The following is a 15,245-nucleotide window of genomic DNA, read 5'->3' as shown; positions in this document are numbered from 1 at the left end:
ATTTTCAGGCGAGCAGGCGGTACACCGTCTGCTCGCCGACGGTGGTGGCGGTGAAGTTCTCGGCGACCCATTCGGCGATCTCGTTCGAGCCGCCACCGGGACCGCCGCCCCGGCCGCCTTCGAGGTAGTAGGTGATTTCCCCGTTCGCCACGTACCGCTGGAATTCCGCCAGTGTCGGTGCGGGGTCCCTGCCGCTCCAGCCGCCGATGCCGATCACCGACTTCCCGCTGGCGAGCTCCAGGCTCGCCGCCCCTTGTGAACTCGACGTCGCGGCCGCCCATTTCGTCGTGGTCGCGGCGAGCAGGGCCCCGATCTCCGCGGAGGAGACCTCTTCCATTCCCCGGGTGTCGTCCGCTGCCGGACCGGAGATCGGAATGGACCCGGAGTGCGCCTGCGAAGCGGTTTCGACGCCGAACGCGGTGGCGCCGAGGCCGACGGTCAGTACGGCGGCCGTCGCGACGACGGTGACGAGTTTCCGCGTCGGCGGGACACCCACCAGCACGAGGGTCGCGGTCGCCAGGCCGAGCCCGGCGATGATCCAGCGCAGCGCGGGCAGCCAGTCCGCGTTGCGGTCCAGGAGGATGTACGCCCAGACGGCGCTGGCCGCGATCATCAGCGACAGGAACACCCGCGGCGCGAGATGCGCCCGGCCGCGCCACAGCGAGGTCCCGGAGATCGCCACGACGGCGGCGATCGACGGCGCCAGCGCGACGGCGTAGTACGGGTGCACGATCCCGCTCATGAAGCTGAACACCAGCGAGGTGACGAGCATCCAGCCGCCCCACAGGATCAGGGCGGCCCTCGTCCGGTCGGTACCGGCGGCCCGCCTGGTGAACCACAGTCCGGCGACCAGCCCGATCAGCGCGGCGGGCAGCAGCCACGACACCTCGCCGCCGAAGCTCGCGCCGAACATCCGGGTCACGCCGCTCTCACCGCCGAAGCCGACGTTCCCGCCGGCCGAGCCGCTCACGACCCCGCTCGGACCGCCGACCATCACGCCGCCGCCCATGCCGAAGATCCGGCCGAGGCCGTTGTAGCCCAGCGCCAGTTCGAGCAGGCTGTCGCCCTCCGAACCCCCGATGTACGGCCGGGACTCGGTCGGCCACAGATCGACCAGCGCGATGAACCAGCCGGCTGACACGACGGTCGCGCTCAAGGCCCCGGTCAGGTGAAGCAAGCGTTTGCCCAGCGAGGTCGGCGCCGCGATCAGGTAGGCGAGGCCGAACGCGGGCAGGACCACGAACGCCTGCATCATCTTGGTCAGGAAGCCGAACCCGACGGCGACGCCGGCGAGGGCCAGCCAGCGCGGGCTCGCCTTTTCGATCGCGCGGATCGTGCAGTACCCGCCGGCGACCAGCAGCAGCGTCAGCAGCGCGTCGGGGTTGTTGAACTTGAACATGAGCGCGGCGACCGGAGTGACGGCGAACGCCGCCCCGGCGAACAGGCCGGCGACGGGGCCGGAGGTCCGCTTCACCGTCAGGTACAGGAGGCCGACGGAGGCGACTCCCATCAGCGCTTGCGGGGCCAGCACGGTGAAACTGGAGAAACCGAAGACCCGGGCGAACGCCGTCGTGGCCCAGAGCGCGGCCGGGGGTTTGTCGACGGTCAGCACGTTCCCGGCGTCGAGTGAGCCGAACAGCCACGCCTTCCAGTCCTGCGTGCCGGACTGTACCGCCGCGGCGTAGAACGAGTTGCCGTAGCCGGAGGCGGTCAGATTCCAGAAGTACAGCAGCGCGGTGGCGGCGAGCAGGCCGAAGACGGCGGGACGGACCCACCGGCCGGATGGTTTCGTGGCGTTTTCCCCGGCGCGGCCGGGTTCCACGCGGGAAACGAGTGTGGTGGTCATGGGGTCAGTTCTCCATCTCGGTGGCGGGGCGGCGGCGGAACACCCAGCCGCGCAGCAGCAGGAAACGCAGGACGGTGGCCGCGAGGTTCGCGAGCACGAGCGCGGTGATCTCCAGCGGCAGGCCGGGGGCGGTCATCGTGTGCAGCAGCGCCAGCGCCCCACTGGTGAGCGCGAGCCCGAGACCGAACACGATGAGGCCTTGGAACTGGTGCAGTCCGGCGCCCTCCCGGCCGCGGATGCCGAAGGTGAGGCGCCGGTTGAGCGCCGTGTTGCCGATCGCCGTCACCAGCAGCGCGACGAGGTTCGCCGCCTGCGCACCGGTGAACGTCCGCAGCAGCAGGAAAAGCACGAGATAGGCGACTGTGCTGGCGACGCCGACGGCGGCGAACCGCACCAGCTGCCGCACCAGGCTCGGTGCCACGCCCGGCGCCCGCACCTGGATCGGCGCGCGGCCCAGCTGCTCGCGAAGGCCGCTGATCGGGATCTGCCCGGTCAGCGTCGCCTTGGCCAGCCGGGCGATGCCTTTGAGGTCGGCGGTCGCGGTGGCGATGATGTTCACCGACGAGTCCGGGTCGTCCACCCAGTCGACCGGCACCTCGTGGATCCGCAGCCCGGTCTTCTGCGCCAGCACGAGCAGTTCGGTGTCGAAGAACCAGCCGGTGTCCTGGATGTGGGGGAGCAGCCGTTCGGCGACGTCGGCGCGGATGGCCTTGAAGCCGCACTGCGCGTCGCTGAACCTCGCCGCCAGCGTGCCGCGCAGGATCAGGTTGTAGCAACGGGAAATGAACTCCCGCTTCGGCCCGCGCACCACCCGAGCGCCGCGGGCGAGCCTGCTGCCGATGGCGAGGTCGGAGTGACCGGACAGCAGCGGCGCGATGAGCGGCCCGAGCGCGGCGAGATCGGTCGAGAGGTCGACGTCCATGTAGGCCAGCACCGGAGCGTCCGAAGTGGACCAAACCGAGCGCAGGGCGCGCCCGCGGCCTTTTTCTTCGAGGTGGCGGACTTCGACGTCGTCGAATTCGCGGCTCAGCCGTTCGGCGACCCGCAGGGTGCCGTCGGTGCTGGCGTTGTCGGCGACGGTGATCCGGAACGGGTACGGGAACTGCTCCACGAGGTGCGCGTGCAGCCGCCGGACACACGGTTCGAGGTCGGTTTCCTCGTTGTGGACGGGGATGACGACGTCGAGAACGGGGGAGCCGTCCGGGGCGATGGCGGGGCGGCGGCCGCTGTCGGCGCCGGAGAGGGTCGCGGTGGTCATGGTGTCAATCTCGGTCATCGCGCTGAGGTCGCCTTGTGCCCGAGCTGTGCTGTCGCTGTGTCCTGTCACGGGATTCACCGGCTCAGGTCGTAAACGGTGACACCGTCCACAGTGGTCGGACGGTAGGTGTCCGCGACCCAGGCGGCGATCCGCTCGGCGGCGTCACTGCCGGTCTCGCCGCGCATCATCATGCCTTCGCCGAGAAAGTAGTGGATCTGTCCCTTTCGGACGTATTCCTGGAATCGCTCCAGCGTGGGTGCCGGGTCCGTGCCGTTGAAGCCGCCGACGGCCATCACCGGGGCGCCGCTGCCGAGCTGATAGCCCGCCGCGTTGTTGGAGCCCACGGTCGCCGCCGCCCAGGTGTACTTCGCACTGTCCTGGCGGATCAGGGCGGCGAGGTCGTCACCGGGCAGGCTCGCCCCGAGCAGTCCGCCGGGCCCGCCCATCCGCAGACCGCGGCCCGTTTCCGGCCCGGCGGAAGGAAGTGCGCCGGAATGCGGGGTCGCGGCCGTCGCGACCGTGTACGCGCCGGTGCCCGCGAGAACGGTGACCAGTGCGCCGACGGCGACCAGGCGTCTTGCCACGTCGGGTAAACGCGAGACGAAGAACGCCAGGAACGCGCACAGGAGACCGGCCACGAGGATCGCGAGCGACAGTCCGGGAAGCCATTCGGGTTGCCGCGACAGCAGGAGGTACGCCGTCAGCGCGGTCAAGCCGATCCCGGCGCTCAAGGTGCCCGCGGCGGCCGGATTCCCCCGGGCGCGCCAAAGCTGCGTGCTCGCGATGCCGACGAGCGCGGCGACCGCCGGGGCGAGCGCGATCGTGTAGTACGCGTGGATGATTCCGCCCATGTAGCTGAACACCAGTGCGGTCACCAGGAACCAGCCACCCCAGACGATCAGCGCCGCGCGCCCGAGATCGGTGCGCGGCGCGCGGCGGGTGAACCACAGCCCGGCGGCCAGCGCGACGACGGCGGCCGGGAGCAGCCACGCGATCCCGCCCGCCATCTCGCTGCCGAACAACCGGTCCCAGCCCGTGCCGCCCCAGCCGCCGTTGGGGTTGCCACCGACACTGCCGACCTCGTCACCGGTGATGCGACCGAGCCCGTTGTAGCCGAAAGCCAGTTCCCACAGGCTGTTCTCCTGCGAGCCGCCGATATAGGGCCGGTCGGCGGCGGGCCACCACGCGACGACGGCGAGATACCAGCCGGTGGACAGGAGGGTGGAGATCACAGCGCCGAGCAGGTGCCGAAGGCGGCGGCCCACCGGCGCCGGCGCGGCGATCAGGTAGGCGAGCCCGAACGCGGGCAGCACCAGGAACGCCTGCAGCATCTTGGCGAGGAAACCGAAACCGACGGCGACCCCGGCCAGCGCCAGCCAGCGCGGGCTCGCCTTCTCCAGCGCGCGGACGACACAATAGGCGCCCGCGGTCAGGAGCAGGACGAGCAGCGCGTCGGGATTGTTGAACCGGAACATCAGCGCGGCGGCCGGGGTGAGCGCGAGGACCGTACCCGCCAGCAGACCCGCGGCCGGACCGGAAGTCCGGCGCACCGCGGCGAACAGCAACGCCACCGAACCGACGCCCATCAGCGCCTGTGGCACGAGGACACTCCAGGCGTCGACGCCGAACAGGCGCGCGGAAAGGCTCATCACCCACAACGCGGCCGGTGTCTTGTCGACCGTGATCGCGTTCGCCGCGTCGCTGGAACCGAAGAACAACGCCTTCCAGCTCACCGATCCGGCCTGCGCGGCCGCGGAGTAGAAAGCGTTGGCCCAGCCGGATTCCCCGAGGCCCCAGAGATACAGGACGGCGGTCGCGAGCAGAAGCGCGGCCACGGACGGCCGGACCCAGCGCGGATCGGCCGGTTTGTCCCGGGCGGGAGGAGCGGTTCGATCGGCTTCGTCGCGAGAGGCGAGGAGGGTCATGGCGTCAGCGTCGGGGGCCGACCTGGGGCGTGGTTGTGCCGAAGCTGTGCACCCGCTGTGAGGATCCGATCACCGGCAGGCGGACGGCGAACTCCGTGCGGCCAGGGCGGCTGTGCACCTCGATCGAGCCGTGATGGGCCACGACGATGGCCGACGCGATCGCCATCCCGAGCCCGGTGCTGCCCGCGGTCCGGGACCGCGAGGAGTCGCCGCGGGCGAACCGTTCGAACACGCTCGGCAGGAGTTCGGGGGCGATACCGGGTCCGTCGTCGGTGACGGTGAGCACCGCGGCCCCGCTGGGCGAGGGGGTCAGCGCGGTGATCACCGTGGTGCCCGGCGGGGTGTGCGTGCGCGCGTTGGACAGCAGGTTCGCCAGTACCTGGTGCAGGCGCTGGACGTCTCCGCGGACGAGCACGGGGACCGGCGGCAGCCGCAGTTCCCAGCGGTGCTCCGGACCGGCGGCATACGCGTCGCCGACCGCGTCCGCGGCCAGCCGGGTCAGGTCGACCTCGCCCGCTTCGAGTGGCCGCCCCGCGTCGAGTCTCGCCAGCAGGAGAAGGTCCTCGACCAAGGTGGTCATCCGCGCGGCCTCGGACTGGATCCGGGACATCGAGTGGGCGACCTCCGCGGGCGCCAGTGCGCTGCCGCGCCCGGCGAGTTCGGCGTACCCGCGGATCGCCGCGAGCGGGGTGCGGAGCTCGTGGCTCGCGTCGGCGACGAACCGGCGGACCCGGGTCTCGCTGGCATGCCGTGCTTCCAGCGCCCGCGCGATATGCCCGAGCATCAGGTTCAGCGCCGAACCGACCTGGCCGACCTCGGTCCGCGGGTCGGTGTCGAGCTCGGGCACCCGCACGGAAAGCGCGACCTGACCGCGGTCGAGCCGTATGGCCGACACCCGGCCGGCGGTCGCGGCGACCCGGTCGAGTGGCCGGAGTGTGCGCCGGACCGCGAACGCGCCGAGGAACCCGGCGCCGGCGACCCCCGCCGCCGCGACCCCGAACAGGATCCACCGGACGGTGGCCAAGGTGTCCTGCATCGGCGCGAGCGGGAGCCCGGTGACGACCACGCCACCCGGGATCGAGACGGCCTGCACGCGGTAGTCGCCAAGACCGCCGAGCGCCAGCGTCAGCGGCGGCCGGTCCGCCGGGATCAGGAACAGGCCGGACTCCTGCTCGGCCGACAGGCCTTGGGGAAGTCCTTGCACGGTAAGGACTCCCGCGTACAACACCCGGTCACCGGAGAGGCGCACGCTGAGCGTGCCGGAGGCCTGGCCCGGCGCGTTGAGGGGGTCGGGGCCGAGGCCGTCCTCCGGTGGACGGCTCGCGAAGTCGTGGGCGCGGGCCGAGGCGGCCGAGAGCTGGTCGTCGATCTGGCGGGTGAGGAACGACCGCAGGGCGATCTCGCTGGCGACCCCGGTCACCAGGCAGACGAAGGTGAGCAGCAGCACCATCGAGCCGGTCAGCTTGGCGCGCAGGGAAAGCCGCCCTGGCCGGGGCCACCGGCGCGGGCCGGTGGACGGGGCCGAGCCGGTTGCCATGAGCCGAGCGTGCGCCGCGCTCGTATGCGCGCCTTGTGTCCCGCCTGTGAGCCCGCTGTGTGCCGCGACCGCGTGGTGATCAGACGGACGGCACGCGTGACTGGATGGACGACACGCGTGTGCCGCCGCGAGCCGTCCGCCTGGACACGTGTGTCGTCCGTCTGATCACGCGTGTCGTCCATCCAGGCACGCGCGATCGCCCGACGGGCCACGCGCCTCAGCGGTCGTAGTCCACGCCCAGCTCGGGCGAGGTGGCCACCGCCCGGCAGGTGAGGATCCGTCCCGCCGCGACCTCGTCGTCCCCGAGCGCGTAGTGCACGTCCATCCGCGCGCTGCCCCGCACCACCGTCGCCCGGCAGGTGCCGCAGGCCCCGCCGACACACGCGTACGGCGCGTCGACGCCGTGCCGGAGCACGGCGCTGAGCACGGTTTCGCCCACCGTCGCGGGGATTTCGGCGGTCTTCCCGCCCACGGTCACCGTCAGCGTCGGGCCCCGCCGCCGCGAGGGCCGGACGGGCAGCGCGCCCTGGAACAGTTCGAAGTGGACGTTCTCGTCGGGGACGTCCCGGTCCGCGAGGGTCCGGCGGGCCATGTCGACGAGGTCGCGCGGGCCGCACAGGAACCACTCGTCCACCTTCGCCGGATGCAGCCGCGCCTGCAGCAGCGCGCGGAGCCGGGTGTCGTCGAGGCGGCCGCGCTGGTAGCGCTCGTGCGAGATGGCGAGCGCCTCGCCGACGATGTCGAACGGCCTTTCGAGTCGTTGTGTGCGCAGATCGGGGTCGCGTTCGTCGGTGCGGTAATGCACGACGTGCAGCCGCCCGCCCAGCCGCGCGGCGAGGGCGCCCAGTTCGTCGGCGAACATCGTGCTGGCCCCGGAGGTGTTGATGTAGAGCAGGGTCGCCTTGCTGTTCGGCTCGTCCTGCAAGGCCGCGGTCAGGATCGAGAGGATCGGCGTGATCCCGCTGCCCGCGGCGAGCGCGACGTACCGCCCGGCACGGCCCCGCGCCGGGGCCAGGGTGAACTCCCCGTCCGGGGGCAGGACGTCCAGCGTGTCCCCCGCCGCGAGTTCCGTGGTGGCGAACGTCGAGAACGCGCCGCCGAGCTGGTGCTTGATCGCGATCCGCAGCACACCCGAGTCCGGCGTCGAGCAGATCGAGTAGGCGCGCCGCACCTCTTCCCCGTCGACCTCCGCGCGGATGACGAGGTGCTGGCCGGGGCTGAACCGGAAGGTCTCCCGCAGCCGTTCCGGCACGTCGAACGTCACGGTGACGGCGCCCTCGCACAGCGGCCGGACCTCGGCGACCCGCAGCGCATGGAACCGGCTCGGCCGCCGGGGCTGTGGTGCGGGCGGTTCTTCGTCGAACGAGCCGGTGAGCTGGCGCCATTCGCGGTACTCCGACGACGTCAGCTCGCGGCCCCACGGCGTCGCGATCGGGACGTCCCTGGCGAGGTACGCGTCGCGGTTGTCCTTCCACGTGCGCAGGTACCGGTAGAACGGGATCGCCGGGTGGAGATGGTGCACCAGGTGGTAGTTCTGGCACAGCATGATCGGCGTCATCAGCCATTCGAGCCCGACACGGACGCGCGTGGCGCCGAACCGGTTCTGCCGCTGCGCGCCGAGGTCGTGATGCGGCAGCCAGTCGAACCACCAGGCCAGCACGGCCAGCCCGACGCGCTGCGGGATCAGGTAGACCATCAGCAGTTCCCAGCCGTGGCCGCTCACGGTCAGCCAGGCGAACGCGGCGAGGCTCAGCGTGACGACGGCCGCGGTCTCGGCCCGTTCCGACGGCGGCCGCGTGCGCTGCCGGGCCACGTAGAAGCGGGCGTACCAGAAGTCGATGGTCAGCCAGCGCAGCGGCAGCTGCCACCAGGGGCCGTGGGCGGTCCAGGCGTCGGGATCGGTGTGGGCGTCCTCGTTGGTGTTGCGGTGGTGCTCCAGATGGATGTAGCGCACCAGGGGGAAGGATCCGTAGGCCGCCACGAACGGCATCGCGATCCTGCCGAGCAGTTCGTTGACCCAGGTGAGCTGCCCGGCCGCGTGGTGCGTCGACTCGTGCAGCACGGTGAACATGGTGAAGGTGACGAGCGCGTGCAGGGGAATGGTCACCCAGAGCGGCGCGGCCTCGTTGACGACCAGCCAGGTGGCGCCCGTCCAGACCATGACGCCACCGGCGAACAACAACACTGTCGGCACCGAGACCACCGGCAGCGGCAGCCGCGGGTTGGGCACACCGCGTCTCGGCCTTCTCTCGGGTGATTCCCCCGTGTCCTCGGACCGGGTTACGGCGACGGTCATCGATCGTTCCCCTCGGTCGATGCTACCGGGACAAGCTGTCACACCGTAGACAATTAGTATTGGTTTGTAAACTTCATCCGATCGCCGAAACGCCTCGTCACGGCGCCCGATGGTGAATCGTGGCACGCATCCGTGTCCAGGAAAGGGCCGGTTCGTAACAGAGAAGAACCGAAAACTGGTCCGATCGGGTGGTCGGAGGCCGGTTGGTCCGACGTTGTTCGAAACCCGCGATCGGCGGGAGAGGCGGGCTGGTGGCCCCCGGGACCGGACCGGCGAGCGACACGGCCCAGCCCGTACTCCTGTGGGCCTGCTCGTGGTCTCCGCGCCCAGGCGGCACGGGCGGACGCGGCCGAGCGCGACCCGGTACGAGGCCGACCCGTCCGCACCGCCGGGAACCACCTGGATCACGAACCCCATCGAACAGAGCCACAGGACACGGCCTAGACTCGGACGGCCCGGTCTGCAAGGTGACCAGGGCACATCCGCCGTCGACGACGTGCGGATGCCCCAACACATCGTTTACCGCTCGAGGAGAATACGTTGAAGAGCACCGTCGAGCAGCTCAGCCCGACGCGAGTCAAGATCAATGTCGAGGTGCCGTTCGACGAGCTCAAGCCGAACTTCGACCGCGCCTACCGCAAGATCGCCCAGCAGGTGCGCATCCCCGGCTTTCGCCCGGGCAAGGCGCCGGCTCGCGTGCTGGAAAGCCGGATCGGGCGAGCCCCGGTGCTCGACGAGGTCGTCAACGAGGTCATTCCGGCCAAGTACATGGAAGCCGTGCGCGCGGGCGAGGTCCGCACGCTGGGCCAGCCCGAGTTCGAGGTGACCAAGCTGGAGGACCGTGAGGTCCTCGAGTTCACCGCCGAAGTCGACATCCGCCCGGAGATCTCGCTGCCCGACCTCGAAGGCTTCTCGGTCAGCGTCGACGACGTCGAACTGACCGACGCCGAGGTCGACGAGCAGCTCGACGAGCTGCGCGCCCGGTTCGGCACGCTCACCGGTGTCGACCGCCCGGCCGAGAACGGCGACTTCGTCTCGATCGACCTCGCGGCCACCGTCGACGGTCAGGAGGTCGAGGAGGCCTCGACCACCGGCCTGTCCTACGAGATCGGCTCCGGCCAGCTCGTCGACGGTATCGACGAGGCGATCATCGGCGCGAACGCCGGCGAGACCAAGACCTTCACCACGAAGCTGGTCGCCGGCGAGCACACCGGCAAGGACGCCGACGTCACCGTCACCGTGCAGACCATCAAGCAGCGCGAGCTGCCCGAGGCGGACGACGAGTTCGCCCAGATGGCGAGCGAGTTCGACACGATCGACGAGCTGAAGGCCGACCTTCGCGAGCGCCTCGGCCGCGTCAAGAAGATGCAGCAGGGCGTCCAGGCCCGCGACAAGGTCCTCGAGGAGCTGATCGAGCGCACCGAGGTCGCGATCCCGGAGAAGGTCCTCGAGGCCGAGATCGAGAACCGCAAGCACGACGCGATCCACCCCTTCGACCACGACGAGGCGCAGTTCGCGAAGGCGCTCGAGGCCGAAGGCCGCACGATCGAGGAGTTCGACACCGAGGTCCGCGAGGAGTCGGAGAAGGCGGTCCGCACGCAGCTGCTGCTGGACAGCATCGCCGACGCCGAGCAGACGTCGGTCAACGACGGCGAGCTCACCGAGCGCATCATCTACCAGGCGCAGCGCTTCGGCGTCAGCCCGGACGAGTACGTCCAGCGGGCGCAGCAGTCCGGTCAGCTGACCGCGATCTACGCCGACGTCCGCCGCGGCAAGGCGCTGGCCTCGGTGGTCCGCAAGACCACCGTGACCGACGCCTCCGGCGCCACGGTCGACCTCGAAGAGCTCTTCGGCCCCGCAGCCGAGGAGACGCAGGTCACCGAGGAACCCGCGAAGACTGCGGCCGAGTAGGGAATATCCGGTCCGCTCGAAACGGACCGTAAAGCTGTAAGCGAACTTGGGCGGTGTCAGGCATTCTGCACCGCCCAAGTTCGTTAGGGTCGGTTGCAAGATCCTCAAGCATCTGGACATACGCGGCGGCGAACGTTCCACCCGCCGCCGTCGGCGAAAAGGCAGGCATGACGTGACGCAGCACACGCCCCAGGCGCGGACCGGTACCGCAGGGCTCAACCTCACCGACTCGGTCTTCGAGCGGTTGCTCCAGGAGCGCATCGTCGTCCTCGGCTCCGAGGTCAACGACGAGGTCGCCAACCGGATCACCGCCCAGTTGTTGCTGCTCGACGCAGACGACTCCGAGTCGGACATCCGCTTCTACATCAACTCGCCCGGTGGCTCGGTCACCGCGGGTTTCGCGATCTACGACACCATGCAGCTGATCCGCCCGGACGTCGCGACCTACGCGATGGGCCTGGCCGCGTCGATGGGGCAGTTCCTGCTCTCCTCCGGCACGCCCGGCAAGCGGTACGCGCTGCAGCACGCGCGCATCCTCATGCACCAGCCCTCGGCGGGTGTCGGCGGCACGGCCTCCGACATCGCCATCCAGGCCGAGGTGTTCGGCAAGTGGAAGCAGGAGCTGGCCCGGATCACCGCCGAGCAGACCGGCCAGACGGTCGAGCAGATCGTCAAGGACGGTGACCGCGACCGCTGGTTCACCGCGCAGGAGGCGAAGGACTACGGCTTCGTGGACCAGGTCCTCACTCGTGAGAACCCGCTTCCCAACAGCTGATCCGCGCCCGGCACATCAGGAGAATTCAATGAGCAACTTCCAGCTTCCGATCGGGTCGCAGGCGCCCGGGATGCAGTCGCGGCTCCAGCTGCCGCAGTCGCGGTACGTCCTGCCCTCGTACGTCGAGCGCACGAGCTACGGCATCAAGGAATCGAACCCGTACAACAAGCTGTACGAAGAGCGTCAGATCATGCTCGGCGTGCAGATCGACGACGCGTCGGCGAACGACGTCATGGTCCAGCTGCTGCACCTCGAGCACGAGGACCCGGACCGCGACATCATGATCCTGATCAACTCGCCCGGTGGCTCGTTCACCGCGCTGATGGCGATCTACGACACGATGCAGTACGTCCGCCCCGACATCGTCACCATGTGCATCGGCCAGGCCGCCTCGGCCGCCGCGGTGCTGCTGGCCGCCGGTACCCCCGGCAAGCGGTTCACCCTGCCGAACTCGCGCGTGCTGATCCACCAGCCCGCCACCGAGGGCACCTACGGCCAGGTCTCGGACCTGGAGATCCAGGCCAACGAGATCCAGCGGGTGCGGCGCCAGATGGAGGTCATCCTGGCGAAGCACACGAACAAGGACGCCGACGAGGTCAAGAAGGACATCGAGCGCGACAAGATCCTGACGGCCGACGAGGCCAAGGCGTACGGGATCGTCGACGAGGTGCTCGAGTACCGCAAGGCTTCGAGCAGCTGATCGCGGGAGGGGACCGGTGCGTGTCGGGAGACGACACGCACCGGATCCCTGGTCTATGGTCAGCTTCTGGCGTGCTCAGATGTGGCGTTGGTTCTCCCGCCGACGGCATCGGGCGGGTACCGTCAGTGGCAGTGTGTGAGGCTCCGAGCGGTCATCCGTGACCGGGGCGGTAAGACAGTCAGGCGCACATCGCGCCGGAGGGGACGAGGTCAACGGCCATGGCACGGATCGGTGACGGCGGCGACCTGCTGAAATGTTCTTTCTGCGGCAAGAGCCAAAAGCAGGTGAAGAAGCTCATTGCCGGCCCCGGGGTCTACATCTGCGATGAGTGCATCGATCTCTGCAACGAGATCATCGAAGAGGAACTGGCCGAGGCCGGTGAGGTCAAGCTCGACGAGCTGCCCAAACCCGCCGAGATCCACGAGTTCCTCGAGCAGTACATCATCGGCCAGGACGACGCGAAGCGATCGCTGGCCGTGGCGGTGTACAACCACTACAAGCGTGTGCAGTCCGACGACAAGTCCGGGCCGAAGGATTCCAAGGACGAGACCGTCGAATTGGCGAAGTCCAACATCCTGATGCTGGGGCCGACGGGCTGTGGCAAGACCTATCTGGCCCAGACCCTGGCGAAGATGCTGAACGTCCCGTTCGCGATCGCGGACGCCACGGCGCTCACCGAAGCCGGGTACGTGGGCGAGGACGTCGAGAACATCCTGCTCAAGCTGATCCAGGCGGCGGATTACGACGTCAAGCGGGCCGAGACGGGCATCATCTACATCGACGAGGTCGACAAGATCGCCCGGAAGTCGGAGAACCCGTCGATCACCCGCGACGTGTCCGGTGAGGGCGTGCAGCAGGCGCTGCTGAAGATCCTCGAGGGCACCACCGCGTCGGTGCCGCCGCAGGGCGGCCGCAAGCACCCGCACCAGGAGTTCATCCAGATCGACACGACGAACGTGCTGTTCATCGTGGCCGGCGCGTTCGCCGGGCTGGAGAAGATCATCAACGAGCGGGTCGGCAAGCGCGGCCTCGGTTTCGGCGCGGAGATCCGCACCAAGGCCGAGATCGACGAGAGCGACATCTTCTCCGACACCATGCCGGAGGACCTGATCAAGTTCGGGCTGATCCCCGAGTTCATCGGGCGTCTCCCGGTCGTCGCGACGGTGACCCACCTCGACAAGGACTCGCTGGTCAGTATCCTGACCACGCCGCGCAACGCGCTGGTGAAGCAGTACAAGAAGCTCTTCGAGATGGACAACGTCGAGCTGGAGTTCACCAAGACCGCGCTCGAGGCCATCGCCGACCAGGCCGTGCTCCGCGGCACCGGCGCCCGTGGCCTGCGCGCGATCATGGAAGAGGTCCTGCAGCCGGTCATGTACGACATCCCCAGCCGCGACGACGTCGCGAAGGTCGTCATCACCGAGCAGACCGTCCGCGAGAACGTGAACCCGACGATCGTGGCGCGTCAGCCGTCACGCCGTCGCAGCAGCGAGCGCGGCGAGAAGTCCGCCTAGGGAACGCACTTTCGTCGCCGACGCCCCGGCCGGATCCTTCCGGCCGGGGCGTCGGTTTCTCCGGCCCGGTCCGGCCGGTGACCGGACCGGGATAGGATGAGAAGGTGCCGCTGACTTCCACGAAGGACGAGAACGAGGCTCCCGAACTGGCAGCCGCGAGTCCACGCGAGGTCAGGGGACTCGTCGAACTCACCGAACGCATCGTCGTCGGGGCCTACCGCGGGCATTCCTGGATCCCGCGCGCGCTGACGATCGCGCTGGGCGTGCTGGTGGGGACCTGCCTGGTGGCCGGGGTCGTCCGCCTGTCGCCGCTGCCGCTGATCCCGCTGCCGTTCTTCGCCGTTTCGGCGTACGCGCTCATCCGGATCAAGGCGGCGCGCAGCGCGGAGGCGAACCAGTCGCTCGTCGCCTGGACCGGGCTGTTCACCGGTGCGACGCTCGCCGGATTCTGGTTGATCTCGATGGCGGGACGCTGGCTCGGCTGATCGGCCCGGCGCTGTTTCCGGATTTCCCTCCGTTCGAAGGGTTTCAAAATCCCGTAGACGGGGTAAGACGAGTCCGTGACAGTCACCGCTGGGCCCTTCTCCCATGTGGGCCTGCTCTACTCCGGTGACTCCGAGTACCTGGACGGTACGATCCCGTACATCCTGGAGGGCTTGAAGCACGACCAGCCCGTCGCGGTGGCCGTGCCCGGCCGGAACCTGGGCCTGATCGAAGCGGCCTTGGGGGATGCCGCCGCCGAGGTCGAACTCATCGACATGAGCGAAGCGGGCCGGAATCCGGGCCGCATCCTTCCCGGTGTGCTGCTCGCGTTCGCGAACAACCGGCCGGGGCCGGTCCGGATCATCGGCGAGCCGATCTGGGCGGGCCGCTCGGCCGTCGAGTACCCGGCGTGCGCGCAGCACGAGGCACTGATCAACTTCGCCTTCACGGACCGCGACCTCAGCATCCTGTGTCCGTACGACCGCACCCGGCTCGAAGACGACGTCCTCGCCGACGCGGAGCGGACCCACCCGATCCTTTCCGGCGCCGAAGGGGATCGCCCGAGCCCGGGCTACGCGCCCGACGCGGTCGTCGAGAAGTACAACCTGCCGCTGCCGGAGCCGCGGTCGGCCGACGCGTTCCGTTTCGACCTCGGCAGGCTCGCCGCGGTGCGCCGGTTCGCGCAGATGCGGGCCGAAGAGAGCGGGCTCGCCCACGACCGGGTGGAGGATCTCGTGCTCGCCGTGGCGGAACTGTCCGCCAACAGCGTGCTGCACGGTTCGGGCAACGGTGTCGTCCGTGTGTGGCGGGAAGAGGGCCACGTGCTCTGCGAGGTCGTCGACGAAGGCACCTTGAGCGATCCGCTGGCGGGCCGCCGTCCCGCGTTGCCGGGGCAACTTGGCGGACGTGGCCTGGTGCTGGTGAACCAGGTCGCCGATCTGGTCCGGCAGTACCTCAGACCGGGCTCGACCGTGACCAGGATCTACTTCCGCGTCTGAAT

Annotated in this window: 11 protein-coding genes; 6 read left to right on the top strand and 5 right to left on the bottom strand. The window is 69.6% G+C overall.

What is annotated here, in order from left to right:
- Positions 1-4: 4 nt before the first annotated feature.
- From BLW75_RS14175 to BLW75_RS14155, 5 genes are all read right to left on the bottom strand, one after another.
- Positions 5-1,846 carry an ArnT family glycosyltransferase gene (locus BLW75_RS14175; protein WP_034313982.1) on the bottom strand — a complete coding sequence of 614 codons (1,842 nt, stop codon included), beginning with the start codon at positions 1,844-1,846 and terminating at the stop codon, positions 5-7.
- Positions 1,847-1,850: 4 nt separating this feature from the next.
- Complete coding sequence (locus tag BLW75_RS14170; RefSeq protein WP_241783681.1) at positions 1,851-3,104, bottom strand: bifunctional glycosyltransferase family 2/GtrA family protein; 1,254 nt, start codon at positions 3,102-3,104, stop codon at positions 1,851-1,853.
- Positions 3,105-3,178: 74 nt separating this feature from the next.
- Positions 3,179-5,029 carry an ArnT family glycosyltransferase gene (locus tag BLW75_RS14165; protein ID WP_034313985.1) on the bottom strand — a complete coding sequence of 617 codons (1,851 nt, stop codon included), beginning with the start codon at positions 5,027-5,029 and terminating at the stop codon, positions 3,179-3,181.
- Positions 5,030-5,033: 4 nt separating this feature from the next.
- Complete coding sequence (locus BLW75_RS14160) at positions 5,034-6,566, bottom strand: sensor histidine kinase (RefSeq protein WP_034313988.1); 1,533 nt, start codon at positions 6,564-6,566, stop codon at positions 5,034-5,036.
- A gap of 217 nt (positions 6,567-6,783) precedes the next feature.
- Positions 6,784-8,796, bottom strand: coding sequence for a fatty acid desaturase (locus tag BLW75_RS14155; RefSeq protein WP_034313991.1), 2,013 nt, complete (start codon positions 8,794-8,796; stop codon positions 6,784-6,786).
- Between the two features lie 606 nt (positions 8,797-9,402).
- On the opposite strand from BLW75_RS14155, the gene tig reads away from it, so the two are divergent.
- From tig to BLW75_RS14125, 6 genes are all read left to right on the top strand, one after another.
- Positions 9,403-10,773 carry a trigger factor gene (gene tig / locus BLW75_RS14150; protein WP_034313995.1) on the top strand — a complete coding sequence of 457 codons (1,371 nt, stop codon included), beginning with the start codon at positions 9,403-9,405 and terminating at the stop codon, positions 10,771-10,773.
- Positions 10,774-10,945: 172 nt separating this feature from the next.
- Positions 10,946-11,548 carry a ClpP family protease gene (locus tag BLW75_RS14145; RefSeq protein WP_016332353.1) on the top strand — a complete coding sequence of 201 codons (603 nt, stop codon included), beginning with the start codon at positions 10,946-10,948 and terminating at the stop codon, positions 11,546-11,548.
- Positions 11,549-11,576: 28 nt separating this feature from the next.
- Complete coding sequence (locus BLW75_RS14140) at positions 11,577-12,248, top strand: ATP-dependent Clp protease proteolytic subunit (RefSeq protein WP_016332354.1); 672 nt, start codon at positions 11,577-11,579, stop codon at positions 12,246-12,248.
- A 218-nt stretch (positions 12,249-12,466) separates the two neighbouring features.
- Positions 12,467-13,762, top strand: a complete 1,296-nt coding sequence (gene clpX / locus BLW75_RS14135) for an ATP-dependent Clp protease ATP-binding subunit ClpX (RefSeq protein ID WP_034313997.1) — start codon at positions 12,467-12,469, stop codon at positions 13,760-13,762.
- A gap of 104 nt (positions 13,763-13,866) precedes the next feature.
- A complete protein-coding gene (locus BLW75_RS14130) occupies positions 13,867-14,247 on the top strand; it encodes a hypothetical protein (RefSeq protein WP_034314000.1) in 381 nt (126 codons plus the stop codon).
- A gap of 75 nt (positions 14,248-14,322) precedes the next feature.
- Positions 14,323-15,243, top strand: a complete 921-nt coding sequence (locus BLW75_RS14125; protein ID WP_277814970.1) for a sensor histidine kinase — start codon at positions 14,323-14,325, stop codon at positions 15,241-15,243.
- Positions 15,244-15,245 lie beyond the last annotated feature (2 nt).

Source organism: Amycolatopsis lurida (genome assembly GCF_900105055.1).
Lineage (GTDB): Bacteria > Actinomycetota > Actinomycetes > Mycobacteriales > Pseudonocardiaceae > Amycolatopsis > Amycolatopsis lurida.
The sequence above is the reverse complement of the archived record's forward strand: the minus strand, read 5'-3'. Positions and strand labels throughout refer to the sequence as shown.

Coding starts and splice junctions, on each gene's coding strand:
- BLW75_RS14175 (WP_034313982.1), bottom strand. CDS start 1,846: ATGACCACCACACTCGTTTCCCGCGTGGAACCCGGCCGCGCCGGGGAA.
- BLW75_RS14170 (WP_241783681.1), bottom strand. CDS start 3,104: ATGACCACCGCGACCCTCTCCGGCGCCGACAGCGGCCGCCGCCCCGCC.
- BLW75_RS14165 (WP_034313985.1), bottom strand. CDS start 5,029: ATGACCCTCCTCGCCTCTCGCGACGAAGCCGATCGAACCGCTCCTCCC.
- BLW75_RS14160 (WP_034313988.1), bottom strand. CDS start 6,566: ATGGCAACCGGCTCGGCCCCGTCCACCGGCCCGCGCCGGTGGCCCCGG.
- BLW75_RS14140 (WP_016332354.1), top strand. CDS start 11,577: ATGAGCAACTTCCAGCTTCCGATCGGGTCGCAGGCGCCCGGGATGCAG.
- clpX (WP_034313997.1), top strand. CDS start 12,467: ATGGCACGGATCGGTGACGGCGGCGACCTGCTGAAATGTTCTTTCTGC.